This window comes from Sphingopyxis sp. 22461, assembly GCF_052044915.1.
Lineage (GTDB): Bacteria > Pseudomonadota > Alphaproteobacteria > Sphingomonadales > Sphingomonadaceae > Sphingopyxis.
Window position 1 is genome coordinate 120648 of the sequence record NZ_JBQENY010000008.1, and the last position, 13681, is coordinate 134328.

General features: G+C 64.9%; 14 protein-coding genes. 6 read left to right on the forward strand and 8 right to left on the reverse strand.

Annotation, left to right across the window (positions count from 1 at the left end; all coding sequences use genetic code 11):
• Positions 1-11: 11 nt before the first annotated feature.
• Complete coding sequence (locus ACTJI5_RS14630) at positions 12-1529, reverse strand: M23 family metallopeptidase (RefSeq protein WP_440860836.1); 1518 nt, start codon at positions 1527-1529, stop codon at positions 12-14.
• A gap of 301 nt (positions 1530-1830) precedes the next feature.
• Here ACTJI5_RS14630 and ACTJI5_RS14635 point away from each other — a divergent pair, with 301 nt between their 5' ends.
• The 6 genes from ACTJI5_RS14635 to ACTJI5_RS14660 all read left to right on the forward strand — a co-directional run bounded on the left by ACTJI5_RS14635 (position 1831) and on the right by ACTJI5_RS14660 (position 11144).
• Positions 1831-4614, forward strand: a complete 2784-nt coding sequence (locus tag ACTJI5_RS14635; protein WP_440860837.1) for a helicase-related protein — start codon at positions 1831-1833, stop codon at positions 4612-4614.
• Positions 4614-4973 (forward strand): RNA-binding S4 domain-containing protein, encoded by a 360-nt coding sequence (locus ACTJI5_RS14640; protein ID WP_058537748.1) that lies wholly within the window; start codon positions 4614-4616, stop codon positions 4971-4973. The genes ACTJI5_RS14635 and ACTJI5_RS14640 overlap by 1 nt, the downstream gene beginning before the upstream one ends.
• Positions 4974-5088: 115 nt before the next feature.
• Positions 5089-5427, forward strand: a complete 339-nt coding sequence (gene fdxA, locus ACTJI5_RS14645; RefSeq protein WP_058537747.1) for a ferredoxin FdxA — start codon at positions 5089-5091, stop codon at positions 5425-5427.
• Positions 5428-5581: 154 nt separating this feature from the next.
• Positions 5582-6232, forward strand: a complete 651-nt coding sequence (locus tag ACTJI5_RS14650; protein ID WP_058537746.1) for an ATP-dependent Clp protease proteolytic subunit — start codon at positions 5582-5584, stop codon at positions 6230-6232.
• Positions 6233-6401: 169 nt separating this feature from the next.
• Positions 6402-7673: an ATP-dependent Clp protease ATP-binding subunit ClpX gene (clpX, locus tag ACTJI5_RS14655; protein ID WP_310257214.1), complete on the forward strand. Its 1272-nt coding sequence runs from the start codon at positions 6402-6404 to the stop codon at positions 7671-7673.
• A gap of 270 nt (positions 7674-7943) precedes the next feature.
• On the forward strand, positions 7944-11144 hold the full coding sequence (locus tag ACTJI5_RS14660; protein WP_440860838.1) for a TonB-dependent receptor: 3201 nt from the start codon (positions 7944-7946) through the stop codon (positions 11142-11144).
• Between the two features lie 99 nt (positions 11145-11243).
• Here the strand turns inward: ACTJI5_RS14660 and ACTJI5_RS14665 are convergent, their stop codons facing one another.
• From ACTJI5_RS14665 to pspC, 7 genes are all read right to left on the reverse strand, one after another.
• Positions 11244-11654 carry a SufE family protein gene (locus ACTJI5_RS14665; protein WP_440860839.1) on the reverse strand — a complete coding sequence of 137 codons (411 nt, stop codon included), beginning with the start codon at positions 11652-11654 and terminating at the stop codon, positions 11244-11246.
• A 134-nt stretch (positions 11655-11788) separates the two neighbouring features.
• Positions 11789-12037: a hypothetical protein gene (locus ACTJI5_RS14670; protein ID WP_058537743.1), complete on the reverse strand. Its 249-nt coding sequence runs from the start codon at positions 12035-12037 to the stop codon at positions 11789-11791.
• Between the two features lie 23 nt (positions 12038-12060).
• On the reverse strand, positions 12061-12324 hold the full coding sequence (locus ACTJI5_RS14675; protein WP_440860840.1) for a hypothetical protein: 264 nt from the start codon (positions 12322-12324) through the stop codon (positions 12061-12063).
• Positions 12325-12353: 29 nt separating this feature from the next.
• Entirely contained in the window at positions 12354-12617 is a 264-nt protein-coding gene (locus tag ACTJI5_RS14680) for a hypothetical protein (protein ID WP_037513613.1), read from the reverse strand.
• Between the two features lie 12 nt (positions 12618-12629).
• The gene (locus ACTJI5_RS14685) at positions 12630-12947 is read right to left on the reverse strand and encodes a hypothetical protein (protein ID WP_056367996.1); all 318 of its coding nucleotides are present in this window, start codon (positions 12945-12947) and stop codon (positions 12630-12632) included.
• 14 nt (positions 12948-12961) lie between these two features.
• A complete protein-coding gene (locus tag ACTJI5_RS14690) occupies positions 12962-13261 on the reverse strand; it encodes a hypothetical protein (protein WP_056367994.1) in 300 nt (99 codons plus the stop codon).
• 39 nt (positions 13262-13300) lie between these two features.
• Positions 13301-13681: an envelope stress response membrane protein PspC gene (gene pspC / locus ACTJI5_RS14695; RefSeq protein ID WP_056367992.1), complete on the reverse strand. Its 381-nt coding sequence runs from the start codon at positions 13679-13681 to the stop codon at positions 13301-13303.

Sequence of the window (13681 nt, forward strand, 5' to 3'; positions counted from 1 at the left end):
TCAGTGCGGGGTCAGATTCCGTCGCCCGCGCGTTTCGAGGCGACGTCCGCGAGCGAACCGAGCTTCGGCCCCTCGACCTGTTTCGCCGCGATCGGGGTCAGCGCGGCGCCCGGCGCGATCGATGTCAGCGACCGGATGCGGGCGCGGAAATCGGCGAGCGCCTTGCCCTCGAGCAGCGCGCGGGTGACGAAGGTCACCGACGACGGGTTCACTGCGCGGCCGTTGCGATACAGTTCGTAATGGAGGTGCGGGCCGGTCGAGAGCCCCGTCGAGCCGATGTAGCCGATCACCTGCCCGCGATTGACGCGCTGGCCGGGGCGCACCGCGATGCGGCTCATATGGCCATAGCCGGTGCCGAGGCCATTGCCGTGATTGAGCTTCACATAATTGCCGAAACCGCCGTGGCGCCCCGCGATCGTCACGACGCCGTCGGTGACGGCGTAGATCGGCGCGCCATAGCCGCCGCCGAAATCCATGCCGCTGTGCATGCGCTTGTAGCCGAGAATCGGGTGGCGGCGCATGCCGAAGGTCGAGGTTACGCGGCCATTCGTAGGCCGCGTCATGCCGCCGCGCTGCTCGCCGACGCCCGACGCCTCGAACCATTGGGTCCGGCCGTCGACATTCCATTCGAGCATCGAGAGTTTCGCTTTTCCGCCGCGGATCAGCCCGGCGTAGAGCAATTTACCCGTTTCGGTCTCGCCCGTTTCGGCGCGGCGGTAATCGACGATGATGTCGAACTCGTCGCCGGCGCGAATGTCGCTGCCGACCGAAATCTGTTTCCCGACGACGCGCAGATAGGACTGGATCGCGGCGGGCGGCGCACCGGCGGCGCGCGCCGAACGGTAGAGGCTGTCGCCGACCCGGCCGCGGATGCGCAGCGGGGTTGCGTCGACCGCGATCGGGATGCGCCGCATCACGAGCTGTCCGCCCTGCCGCTCCATCTCGATGCGGAGGTCAAAGCGCGCGCGCATCGCGAGCGCCTCGACCGGGCGCGGCATCGTGCGCGCGGCGCGGCGGCCGAGGATCAGGTCGATCCGCGTGCCCGGCGCGATGTCGGCGAGCGGAACCGCGCCCGATACCTGGCGCGCCAGCGCCTGCGCCTCGCTGCTGCCGACGCCCGAGCGTTCGAGCAGGCGGGCAAAGCTGTCGCCGCTGCCCAAGGTGGCGGTGAGTTCGATCTGCGGCCGTTCGGGCGTCTGGGTCAGCGGGCGCACCGCGTCGGTCGCCGCCATATGCCGTCCGGTGTCGCCGCCGAACGCCAGCGGCACGATCATCTGCGCACGCGCTTCGTTAAAATCGGCGGCATCGAGCGCTGGGGTTCCGCCGACTTGAAGCGGCTGGATGCCGGGGAAGGTCGCGATCGCGGTTCCGCACAGCAGGGTTAATGTCGCAAGACCGCGCCACCATTCGGCCGAACCGATATTGTCACCGAGGTCGGGAACGAGGTCGAGCTGCGCCAGCCGGTCGCGCCATCCGAGATGCGGTTCGGCGTCGGCAACGGCGCGCCGCAGCGGGATCGCTTGCGACATCGTGAGGGCGGCCGCGTTGCCGGACATCCCCGCGATGGGTTCGTGACGCTGGAACAAATTGCAACCCCCGCTCGGCCAGCCTCGCATATCCCCGGCTGCCGAATGATGTTTTCGAGGCACTGTCTGTAAAGAAAGGTCGTTAAAGTCAATTTAATGGCGGATTTGCCACGGCGCGTTGCGGCAAGGCGTGGCGGGGCCGGGATATTATGCAACAGTGTGGAAAAAATCGGCCTCCGTCCTGCCATTGCGCGATCGGCTGTTGCGCGCGGACCTTGCGCATGCCAGCTTGGCTCCCAAGAAAATGACGTCATCCTCCTCCCAGCCGGTCAAGGCTGTCCTTGGCCCCACCAACACCGGCAAAACCCATTTGGCGGTCGAGCGCCTGACCGCCCATTCGAGCGGCATGATCGGCTTTCCGCTGCGCCTGCTTGCGCGCGAGGTTTACGACCGCGTCGTCGCGATCAAGGGCGCGGCGCAGGTCGGACTCGTCACCGGCGAGGAGCGAATCCTGCCGCCCGACGCGCGCTATCTGCTCGGCACGATGGAAGCGCTGCCGGTCGAACGCGACGTTGCCTTTGTCGGGATCGACGAGGCGCAGCTCGGCGCCGACCCCGAGCGCGGCCATGTCTTCACCGACCGGCTGCTGCGCGCGCGCGGACGCGAGGAAACGATGATCCTGGGGTCGGCGAGCCTTCGCGGGCTGGTCAAGGGACTGGTGCCCGAGGCCGAGATCATCACCCGGCCGCGTTTCTCGACCTTGAGCTACGCCGGGTCGTCGAAGCTCTCGCGCCTTCCCAAACGCTCGGCGATCGTCGCCTTTTCGGCCGAGGAAGTCTACGCGATCGCCGAAATGCTGCGCCGCTTTTCGGGCGGCGCCGCGGTCGTGATGGGCGCGCTCAGCCCCAAGACGCGCAATGCGCAGGTCGCGATGTTCGAGGCGGGCGAAGTCGACTATCTCGTCGCGACCGACGCGATCGGCATGGGGCTCAACCTCGACGTCCAGCATGTCGCCTTTGCGAGCCTGCAGAAATTCGACGGTCGCCGCCTCCGCCGCCTGACAGTTTCGGAAATGGCGCAGATCGCGGGGCGCGCCGGGCGCCACCAGCAGGATGGCGGCTTCGGCACCGTCGGGCTGCCGCAGGGCGGCTTCACGCCCGAGGAAATCCACGCGATCGAGGGGCATCACTTCCCGCCGCTCGCCAGCCTGTTCTGGCGCAACCCGACCCCGGGTTTCGGCTCGCTCGACCAGCTTTTGTCCGACCTCGCGCAGCCGCCAAACCAGCCGATGCTGCGCGCCGCGCCCGAGGCGGTCGACATCGCGGTGCTCAAGCATCTGGCAGGCGACATGGAGGTACGCGCGCGCGGCGGCGATTTCGATGCGGTGCAGCGTCTGTGGGACGTCTGCGGCCTCCCCGATTTCGAGCAATTGGGTGCCGAACATCATAGCCGTACGGTGTTCAAGCTGTGGCAGTGGCGCACGAGCGGTGACGGGATGATCGATGCCGACTGGTTCGCGCGCCGCCTCGCGCGGCTGAACGATGTCGAGGGCGACATCGACCAGCTCGCAAGCCGCATCGCCGCGGTGCGCACGCTCTGCTTTATCGCGCAGCGCGGCGACTGGATCGCGGGCGCGGCGGGTTGGACCGAGCAAACGCAGGCGCTCGAATCGCGCCTGTCCGATGCGCTGCACGCCGCGCTCGCGCAGCGTTTCGTCGACCGGCGGCTCGCGCTGCTGCTCCGCGACGCGGGACAGCGGGGCGCCGCGCTGCCCGTCGCGGTCGGCGCCGACGGCACCGTCGCGGTCGACGGCGAGGCGATCGGCACGCTGAAAGGCTTTCAGTTCAAGGTCGATCCGGTGGCGAAAGCGAGCGACCACCGGATGCTGCTCGCCGCGGCCGAAAAGCATCTGCGCGCCGAACTCGCGCGCCGCGCGACCGCGCTCGCCGAGGGCGACGACAGCGCCTTGTCGCTGATCGCCGAACCGGGGACCGCGCCGCGCCTCGCCTGGCACGGCCACGCGATCGCGACGCTCGCGCGCGGGCCGACGCTTGTCCAGCCGGCGATCCAGATCGACCCGTCGCTGCGGCGGCTCGAGCTGCATCAGGTACAGGCGATTTCCGAACGACTCCAGCGCTTTGTTGCCGCCCAACTCGCGCGCCACGCGGGCCCGCTCGCCGCGATGGGCGAGGCGGCGGGCGACCTCTTCACCCCGCCGCGCGTCCGCGCGCTGCTCGCCGCGCTCACCGACAACAGCGGGACGATCGGCCGCGCGGCGGTCGAGGACCAGCTGGGCGCGCTGACGCCCGAAGAACGTCCGCAGCTGCGCAAGCTCGGTTTCACGATCGGCTCGCTCGATCTCTTCCACCCGCTGCTGCTCAAGCCCGAGGCGGTGCGCTGGCGCGCGGCGCTGACGGCGGCGCAGCAGGGCGCGCCGGTTCCCGTGCTGCCGCCGCACGGCGCGGTGCTGCAAAAGGCGGGCAGCCACGCCGGGCTGGTGATCGCGGGGTTCCGCCGCTGCGCGTCGGGCTGGCTGCGCATCGACATGGCCGAAAAGCTCGCGCGTCAGGCGCATGCCGCGCGGATGCAGGCGGCGGCACCGCCGACCGCGCCACTGGCCGGCCGCGACGAGCATCATGACGATCATGCGAACGACGAGCATGAGGGCGTCAGCGCCGCGCCGCCGCCCGGCTTTATCATCGACCCGGCGCTCGCGACCTCGCTCGGGCTCGACGAAGAGACGCGCCGCGCCTTGCTCGGCAGCTTCGGTTTCCGCAGCATCGGCGAACCCGCGCTGCAGCGCTGGCGTTGGTCGGGGCTGCGCAAGGCGGCCGAAAAGCGCCCGCGCCGCAAACCGCATCCGCATCGCAAGAATGCCGACGCGCCGACGCGCGCCGCGAACGGCGAAGCAAGGCGCCCGCCCGCGCATCAGGCGAAGGGCAAGCGCGGCAAGCCCGACAAAGTGCGTGTCGACGCGCCGCGCCCGCCGCGTCCCGACCGCCCCGACCGGCAGCCACGTCGCGGCCCGTCGCCGAACAGCCCTTTTGCCGGCCTCGCTGCGCTGCTAGCGGACGCACGCAAAGACTGATGGCAAGTCCGGGCGCCGCGGGAAGCATCCGGCTGGACAAGCTGCTGTGGTTCCTGCGCTTCGCCCGCTCGCGCAGCATGGCGCAGGCGATGGTCGAAGCGGGGCATATCAGGCTCGACGGGCGGCGCATCACGCGTTCATCATGCGCAGTGCATGCCGGGTCGACGCTCGTTCTGCCGGTTGGCGAGCGGATCGAGGTGATCCGCCTGCTTTCGTTGCCGCTCCGCCGCGGCCCCGCGCCCGAGGCGCAGGCGTGTTACCAGCGGCTCGATCCCGGGGCGTTGCCGCCCGCACAATCGGCTATCGACGCCGATGGAAATGCTTTGCACCCGCGGCATCCCGATCGTCCTATTCAGTGAGAGTGATTCGCAACTGTCGCTTAGCGTTGACGCACCGCCTTCACGCGGCATAGAGGCGAGCCCATATTGAGAGCCTGACGGCCCGATTGCCGTCATCTGAGGGAGCCGAAAGCCCATGACCTATGTCGTCACCGATGCCTGCGTCCGGTGCAAATATATGGACTGTGTCGAGGTGTGTCCCGTCGACTGTTTCTATGAGGGCGAGAATATGCTCGTCATCAATCCGAACGAATGCATCGACTGCGGCGTGTGCGAACCCGAATGCCCGGCCGAGGCGATCCTGCCCGACACCGAGAGCGGCCTGGAAAAGTGGCTCGAAGTGAACAGCAAGTTCAGCGCCGAATGGCCGAACATCACGGTCAAGAAGGACAGCCCCGCCGACGCCGACGAGTTCAAAGGCGTCGAGAACAAGTTCGAGACGCTCTTTTCGCCCGAACCCGGCGAGGGCGACTGAGGCGAAACCAGATAATCCGGAAGGGGCGGGACTTTCCCGCCCCTTCTTTTTGCCCCCTTGAAAGACCTCCGCTTGGCGACGATGTAGGATCATGGAGGGGCAGCCCGCCGGATTCTCCGGCGCGGCATCCCGATAACATAAGGACGAATTCCCAATGATCGACCCGCTCGCAGCCCTTGTTCCCGTCGTCGTCGAGCAGACGAGCCGCGGCGAACGCAGCTTCGACATTTTCTCGCGCCTGCTGCGCGAACGGATCATCTTCGTCACCGGCGAGGTCGAGGACAATATGGCCTCGCTGATTACCGCCCAGCTTTTGTTCCTCGAATCGGAAAATCCGAAGAAGGACATCTATATGTACATCAACTCGCCGGGCGGAGTCGTCACGGCGGGCATGGCGATCCACGACACGATGCAATATATCCGCCCGCGCGTCGGCACGGTGTGCGTCGGTCAGGCCGCGTCGATGGGCAGCTTTCTGCTCGCTGCGGGTGAGCCCGGCATGCGCGTCGCGCTGACCAACGCGCGCGTGATGATCCATCAGCCCTCGGGCGGTGCGCGCGGCATGGCATCGGATATCGAAATCCAGGCGCGCGAGATTCTGCGCATCCGCAAGCGGATGAACGACCTGTATGTGAAATATACCGGCAAGCCGCTGAAAGAGATCGAAAAAGCGATGGACCGCGACACGTTCCTGGAGGCCGACGAGGCCAAGGCATTCGGACTCGTCGACCAGGTGTTCGACCGCCGTCCGGGCTTGCCGGGCGACGACGCGCCGAAGGATGTGAGCGAAGGCCCGACGCCCTGAGTGCCACGTCCCGAAACGAACCAGTAACCGCGTTTCTTGACGCCCGCTTCGCCCTCTGGCGCTACGCGGGACATTGAACCGATGTCACCCAATTGCCATATTGTAATTGGGTGACCGCGGGCTAGGATAAAGGCGGCGGTGCCCTTTTGGCGCTGCCAGAGGAAGATTTATGACGAAATTGAGCGGCTCGGACAGCAAGAGCACCCTTTACTGCTCCTTCTGCGGCAAGTCGCAGCACGAAGTTCGCAAGCTCATCGCAGGACCGACCGTGTTCATCTGCGACGAATGCGTTGAACTGTGCAACGACATCATCCGCGAAGAGATCAAGGGCGGGATCGCCGCGCGCAAGGATGGCGCGGTGCCGACGCCGCTGGAGATCTGCCAGCATCTCGACGCCTATGTCATCGGCCAGAACACCGCCAAGCGCGTGCTGTCGGTCGCGGTGCACAATCATTACAAGCGCCTCGCGAACAGCGGCCGCGGCGATGATGTCGAACTCGCGAAGTCGAACATCCTGCTCGTCGGCCCGACCGGCAGCGGCAAGACTTTGCTCGCGCAGACGCTCGCACGCTTCCTCGACGTGCCCTTCACCATGGCCGATGCGACGACGCTGACCGAGGCCGGCTATGTCGGCGAGGATGTCGAGAATATCATCCTCAAGCTGCTGCAGTCGTCCGACTATAATGTCGAAAAGGCGCAGCGCGGCATCGTTTATATCGACGAGATCGACAAGATCAGCCGCAAGGCCGAAAACCCGTCGATCACCCGCGACGTGTCGGGCGAAGGCGTGCAGCAGGCGCTGCTCAAGCTGATGGAAGGCACGACCGCGAGCGTTCCGCCGCAGGGCGGGCGCAAGCATCCGCAGCAGGAATTCCTGCAGGTCGACACGACGAACATCCTGTTCATCGCGGGCGGCGCGTTCAGCGGGCTCGAAAAGATCATCGGCGACCGCCTGCAGGGCAAGTCGATCGGTTTCGGCGCGCATGTCGCCGGCCCCGACGAGCGCCGGATGGGCGAAGTGCTGAAGAATATCGAGCCCGAGGATCTGCTGAAATTCGGCCTGATCCCCGAGTTCGTCGGCCGCCTGCCGGTCATCGCGACGCTCGAGGATCTCGACATCGACGCGCTGGTCAAGATTTTGGGCGAGCCCAAGAACGCGCTGGTGAAGCAGTATCGCAAGCTCTTCGACCTCGAGGAGGTCGTGCTGACCTTTACCGACGATGCGCTGGTCGCGGTCGCCAAGAAGGCGATCGAACGCAAGACCGGCGCGCGCGGGCTGCGCTCGATCGTCGAGGCGATCCTGCTCGACACGATGTTCGACCTGCCCGACCTCACCGACGTGGTCGAGATCGTCGTCGACAAGGATGTCGTCGAGGGCCGCAAGGATCCGGTGCGCGTCTATGCCGACAAGGCGAAAGAAGCCGCGGGCGACGCCGCCTGAGTCGCAATTGGGGCGCCCCGCGGGGCGCCCTTTTATGTTGCATTGCAGCAACAGTTTCCCGAAAAAACGCTTTCGCGCCTGTGGATAAGTTTGGGCACCTGACGGAAAATTAGCGGTTTTTCGCACCGCGTCTGAGCGGCGCGACCTTCCCCGCTTGCACTGTCACAATTGCTGTCACAATCGTGCCACATGCGGGCTTCAGGGGCGCTCGCAGGTCAGGCGCGCTCCTTTTGTGCGCCTGCCAAATGCACACCAAAGGGGACAATCCAAATGCATTTCCGTCATTATCTGGCTGCCAGCGCCGCTGCGCTCAGCCTGAGCGTCGCGCTCGCCGCTCCCGCCGCAGCCCAGGAAACCAGCTCGTCGCTCCGCGGGACCGTCGAAACGGCCAGCGGCCCGGTCGCCGGCGCCGCCGTCACCTTGACCCACGTCCCGTCGGGCACCGTGTCGCGTACGACCACCGACAGCAGCGGTAATTTTGGCGCCAATGGCCTTCGCGTTGGCGGCCCCTACACGGTTGAAGTGACCTCTGACGGGTTCGACAGTGCGCAGGTCACCGACCTGTTCCTGCAGGCCGGCCAGCCTTTCCGCCTGCCGATCACGCTCGAAGACACGGCGATCGTCGTCACCGCATCGTCGGTGAAGGGCGCGGTCGAACAGTCGAACGGCCCGATCACCGCGCTCAACCGCGAAGCGATCGAAGGTGCCGCCTCGATCAACCGCGACATCCGCGACCTCGCACGCCGCGATCCGCTGGTCACGCTTGACCTGACGAACGCCCGCACGATCGAAGTCGCCGGCAACAACGGCCGTCTCAACCGCTTCTCGGTCGACGGCGTCCAGATGAGCGACGACTTCGGCCTCAACAACGGCGGTCTGCCGACCTCGCGCGGCCCGGTTCCCTTCGACGCGATCGAGCAATTCTCGGTCAAGGTCGCCCCCTTCGACATCGCCGAGGGCGATTTCCAGGGCGGCGCGGTCAACGTCATTCTCCGCTCGGGCGGCAACAAGTTTCACGGCGGCGCTTTCTTCACTTATACCGACGACAGCCTGACCGGCAACCGCACCCGCGGCCGCGACGTCAACCTTGATTTCGACAGCAAGCAATATGGCGCCAACCTCAGCGGCCCGCTGATCAAGGACAAGCTGTTCTTCATGCTTGCCTATGAAAAGACCAAGGAAACTGATCCGTTCGACAGCGGCTTTGGTCCGGGCTTCGCCAATCAGGTCCCCGGCCTGACGCAGGCGGTGATCGACCAGGTCAGCAGCATCGCGCAGTCGCGCTATGGCTATGACACGCTTGGCCTGTCGCCAAACGCCACCGAGGAAGATGAAAAGATCATCGGCAAGCTCGACTGGAACATCAGCGACACGCAGCGCGCCTCGCTGACCTATATCCGCAACGTCGGCACGCAGCAGTTCCAGCAGAACACCTTCCTGACCACGCCCTTCGCGCTGGGTTTCCAGTCGAACGGCTATGAGTTGGCCGAAGAAGTCAATTCGGGCGCGTTCGAACTGAACTCGACCTGGTCGGACAGTTTCTCGACGACCTTCCGCGCTTCATACCGCGACTATAATCGCGACCAGACGCCCTTCGGCGGCCGCGACTTCGCGCAGATGGAAGTCTGCACCGATCCGGTTGCAACCAGCGCCAGCACGGCAACCGGCTGCAATGGCACGCGCCTGTTCTTCGGTCCCGACGTCAGCCGCCATTCAAACGACCTGAACACCGAAAACCTGTCGTTCGACCTGACCGCGCGCCTCGACGCCGGCAATCATTCGTTCCGCCTGCTCGCGGGTTACACCGATGTGTCGGTTTACAACCTGTTTGTGCAGCGTTCGCTCGGCGATTTCTATTTCGACAGCCTCGCCGATTTCGCCGCCGGCAATGCGAATCGCCTGCGCTACGGCAACGCGGTGCCCAGCCTCGATCCGGACGATGCCGCAGCCCGTTTCAGCACGCAGAACTATACCGTTGGCATCCAGGACGACTGGCAGGTCACCCCCGATCTCACGCTGTCGCTCGGCGTTCGTTACGACCTGTTCGGCAACGATGTGAAGCCGCCGCTGAACCCCAACTTCCTGGCACGCTATGGTTTCCACAACCGTGAAACCTTCAACGGCCGCGACGTTCTTCAGCCGCGCTTCGGTTTCAACTGGCAGGCCACCGACAAGCTGATCGTCCGTGGCGGCGTCGGCATCTTCTCGGGCGGCACGCCCGACGTCTATCTGTCGAACAGCTTCTCGAACACCGGCCTGCTCACCAACTCGGTCGATATCAACCGCTCGAACTGCGCGGCCTCGGCCACCTGTAATGCGCTGAACGGTCTTACCGGCGGCACCATTCCGGCCAGTGTCGACACCTTCCTCATTGGCGGTTCGCAGAGCCTCGCGCCGACCGATAATATCGATCCCGACCTGAAGGTCGCGCGCAAGTGGAAGGCATCGCTGCAGGCCGACTATGAAATCGGCGACGGCTGGTTCGTTGGTGGCCAGTTCCTGTACGACAAGAACATCTATGGTTACACGTGGACCGACCTGCGTTCGGTGCCGAACGGCACGCTGCCCGACGGTCGCCCGCGTTATAATGTGCTTGGCCCGGCCACGACCAACCGCGATCTTCAACTGACCAACAGCGAAAAGGGTCGCTCCTTCTTTGCGACCGCCCGTTTCGCCAAGGCTTGGGATTTCGGCCTGTCGATCGACGGCAGCTACACCTATTCGAACGTCAAGGATGAAGGGGCCATGACCTCTTCGACCTCGTCGTCGAACTATGGCAACAACGCCTTCGTCGACCCGAACCGTGCGGCCTATGGCCGGTCGATCTATGAATATACCCATCAGTGGAAGTTCAGCGCCGATTTCAAGCGTAACTTCTTTGGCGACAATGAAACGCGCATCAGCCTGTTCGGCGAATATCGTTCGGGCCGGCCGTACAGCGCGACGATGCTGGACAACAGCGGCAATCGTGGCACCACCTTCGGCACGGTCGGGAACCTTGGCAACATGCTGCTGTATGTTCCGACCGCCGGGGGAGATTCGAAGGTCAGCTTCGATTCGCCAGCCAGCGAGGCGGCGTTCAACAACCTCATTTCGCAGCTCGGCCTCGAAAAATATCGCGGCCGCATCGTGAAGAAGAACAGCCAGACCTCGCCCGATTTCTTCAAGGTCGATCTCCACTTCAGCCAGGAAATCCCGGCTTTTGTCGGCAATGCGAAGTTCAAGCTGTTCGCGGACGTCGAGAATGTGCTGAATCTGATCGACAGCGACTGGGGTTCGCTGCGCCAGGTCGACTTCCCGTATAACGCCGCGATCGTGCGGGTTGCCTGCCTGCAGGCCAACGGTCAACCGGCCTCCTTGTCACAGACCTGTGCGCAGTATCGCTACAGCAACGTTCTCGCACCGAACGAAGTGCTCACGAACCGCGTGTCGCTGTATGGCGTCCGCGTCGGTGTGAAGGTCAACTTCTAAGCCACACAGGCAGACCAATGAAAAGGGCGCGGGAGGGCAACTCCCGCGCCCTTTTTCTTTGAGCGATGCGAATGGGGCGGCTGGCATCCGGTCGCCAGATCAGCCCGCGGCGATGCGGTGCGCCGTATCCTGCACAAGCGCGATCATGTTGGGCACGCCCTGCGTCCGGTTCGACGACAGCTGGCGCGTGAGGTCGAAGGGCGCGAGCGCCGCCGCGACGTCCATGTCGGCCACTTCGGCCGCGGGCTTGTCCTGCACCGCGGCGAGCACGAGCGCGACGATCCCCTTGGTGATCGCGGCGTTGCTGTCGGCGAGGAAGTGGAGCTGCCCGTCTTCGCGTGGCACCGGATAGACCCAGACGCTGGCCGAACAACCGCGCACCATTGTCGCGTCGGTCTTGAGCGCGTCGGGCATCGGCTCGAGCGTCCGGCCGAGGTCGATCAGCAGGCGATAGCGATCGTCGCCGTCGAGAAAATCATATTCGTCGAAGATATCGGTCAGGCTGCGCATGGCCGCGCCACTCGCATAGATGGCGCCAAGTTGAAAGAGCCCTGAAACGACATCGGCCCGCTTCCCTGTCAGCCGCCGGACGGATGGCGACGGACAGGGGAGCGGGCCGATGCCGCGCGGGTGTCGCGGATGGATTAGAGGTCGACCCCCGCCGCGATGGCTTCGAGCTTGCGCAGCCGTTCCTTGAGGTCGGCGATCTCGATCCGCGACCCCGCGTGCGGGACGCCTGGATCCTGCGCCAGCGACGCGTGGTGGCCCGCGGCGAGTTCCTCGCGCTTGAGCTGGATCCAGTCGCGCCAGCCGCGCAGCGCGACCAGGCTGACGATGGTCAGTGCGGTCAGCGCGATCGCTGCGGCGGTGAAGTCGGGGGTGATGAAAGCCATGAGCGTTGCTCCTTTTCCGGCATTCAGATTTTGCTGTTGTCGCGCAATTTCTCGATTTCCTGATCGAGCGTGACCGCGCGGTTGTGGTCGGTGGCGATGCGTTCGAGCACCTGGATCCGGTCCTTCAGCGCGCGGATTTCGGCCTGCAGCGCCTTGGTCTCGCCATTGTCGGTGGCGACGAAATAGTCGCTGCCCTTGTGATCGCGGCGGATGCCGTGCTTGGCGCGGATAATGCTGCCGATGGTCACGATCAGGACGATGCCGACAACCATTTCAAACGGGCCCATGGGGAAGATCCTTTCCGTATATCTTTGTTTTAGTTCAGCGGAGCGTCGCGCAGCTTTTCGATCTCGTCGGCGACATCAATTCCCTTGTCGGTAACGATGCGCTCGAGAACGCGGACGCGCGCCTCCAGTCGTTCGGTTTGCGCCGCATATTGCGCGGCCTTTTCAGCGGTCTCGTGGGTGATCGCCTGGAACTGCTTTTCCTTGAATTTCAGGGTCCGCTCATAAGCGGCGTAGCCGATGGCCAGCGTAACCGGCAGCCCGACGACGATGGCGAGAATGAAGATGACTTCCATGGTTCAATCTCCTCAGTTCGAGGGGCGCCGCAGCGCTTCGATCTCGTGGCTCAGCCGGTGGCTCTCATCGGTGACGATGCGCTCGATCACCGCGAGGCGATCCTTCACCGAACCGAGCTCGGCGCGCAGCTGGGCATTTTCCTGGCTGATCAGCTTGACGCGTTCCATCGCCTCGTCGCTGGTCTTGGGATAAACCGCCTTGCCCCAGCTGTTTTCGAGCGGATAACCGTTCTTGACGCGGAGCCAGGTGGTGAAGACCCACCCTCCGACCCCGGCCAGCCCGATGGTGGCGATGACGGGGGCGATGGCGTTCAGGACATCCAGATTCATTGTCTTCTATCCTCTCAGCGCAGGCGGTCGATCTGGCTGGCGAGCTCTGCCGCCTGACCATGGTTTTCGGTCGCGATGCGTTCGAGCACCGAAATCCGCTCTTCCAGCCGGCTGACCTGCCCCGCCAGCTTGGCGTTGTCATCGGTCAGCAGGGCGATTTTTCGATCAGCGTCGGGGTCGGTTCGATGAACCGTGCCGCCCCATTCATTCTCAACGGGATAGCCGTGCTTGGCGCGGATCCAGGTGGTGAACATCCAGCCGCCGATCGACAAAGCGATGATAGCGAGGACAAAAGTGGTGCCACCGAAATTCATGTATCTTCCTCCCTGTTGCCGTTTCCGCGTGAGGCCCGATCAGCGGAGAGCGTCGATCTCGTCCGCGAGGCGGCGGTTGTGGCTCGTATAATATTGCTCGATGTCGGCAAGCCGGCGGTCGATGTCGCGGAAGCGCGACTTGATGTCGCGGGTCGATGCGGTCGGGTTGCTGCGCACACCCTGCCAGAATTTCGCTTCCTCGCTCGAACCATAGAGCGCGAACGGCTTGGGCGTGCCCATCCAGGCGACCATCCAGTAGGCGATCAGCGTCCAGGGGAAGCCGCCCATCAGGGTCAGGAGGACCGCGCCGACGCGAACCCAGAGGACGTCGATCCCGCTATAATCCGCGATCCCGGCGCACACACCGCTCCATTTGCCGTTCTGCTTGTCGAGGTAGAATTTTGTGCGGCTGGCAGACAT

Coding starts and splice junctions, on each gene's coding strand:
- ACTJI5_RS14630 (WP_440860836.1), bottom strand. CDS start 1,529: ATGTCGCAAGCGATCCCGCTGCGGCGCGCCGTTGCCGACGCCGAACCG.
- ACTJI5_RS14635 (WP_440860837.1), top strand. CDS start 1,831: ATGACGTCATCCTCCTCCCAGCCGGTCAAGGCTGTCCTTGGCCCCACC.
- ACTJI5_RS14640 (WP_058537748.1), top strand. CDS start 4,614: ATGGCAAGTCCGGGCGCCGCGGGAAGCATCCGGCTGGACAAGCTGCTG.
- fdxA (WP_058537747.1), top strand. CDS start 5,089: ATGACCTATGTCGTCACCGATGCCTGCGTCCGGTGCAAATATATGGAC.
- ACTJI5_RS14650 (WP_058537746.1), top strand. CDS start 5,582: ATGATCGACCCGCTCGCAGCCCTTGTTCCCGTCGTCGTCGAGCAGACG.
- clpX (WP_310257214.1), top strand. CDS start 6,402: ATGACGAAATTGAGCGGCTCGGACAGCAAGAGCACCCTTTACTGCTCC.
- ACTJI5_RS14660 (WP_440860838.1), top strand. CDS start 7,944: ATGCATTTCCGTCATTATCTGGCTGCCAGCGCCGCTGCGCTCAGCCTG.
- ACTJI5_RS14665 (WP_440860839.1), bottom strand. CDS start 11,654: ATGCGCAGCCTGACCGATATCTTCGACGAATATGATTTTCTCGACGGC.
- ACTJI5_RS14670 (WP_058537743.1), bottom strand. CDS start 12,037: ATGGCTTTCATCACCCCCGACTTCACCGCCGCAGCGATCGCGCTGACC.
- ACTJI5_RS14675 (WP_440860840.1), bottom strand. CDS start 12,324: ATGGGCCCGTTTGAAATGGTTGTCGGCATCGTCCTGATCGTGACCATC.
- ACTJI5_RS14680 (WP_037513613.1), bottom strand. CDS start 12,617: ATGGAAGTCATCTTCATTCTCGCCATCGTCGTCGGGCTGCCGGTTACG.
- ACTJI5_RS14685 (WP_056367996.1), bottom strand. CDS start 12,947: ATGAATCTGGATGTCCTGAACGCCATCGCCCCCGTCATCGCCACCATC.
- ACTJI5_RS14690 (WP_056367994.1), bottom strand. CDS start 13,261: ATGAATTTCGGTGGCACCACTTTTGTCCTCGCTATCATCGCTTTGTCG.
- pspC (WP_056367992.1), bottom strand. CDS start 13,681: ATGTCTGCCAGCCGCACAAAATTCTACCTCGACAAGCAGAACGGCAAA.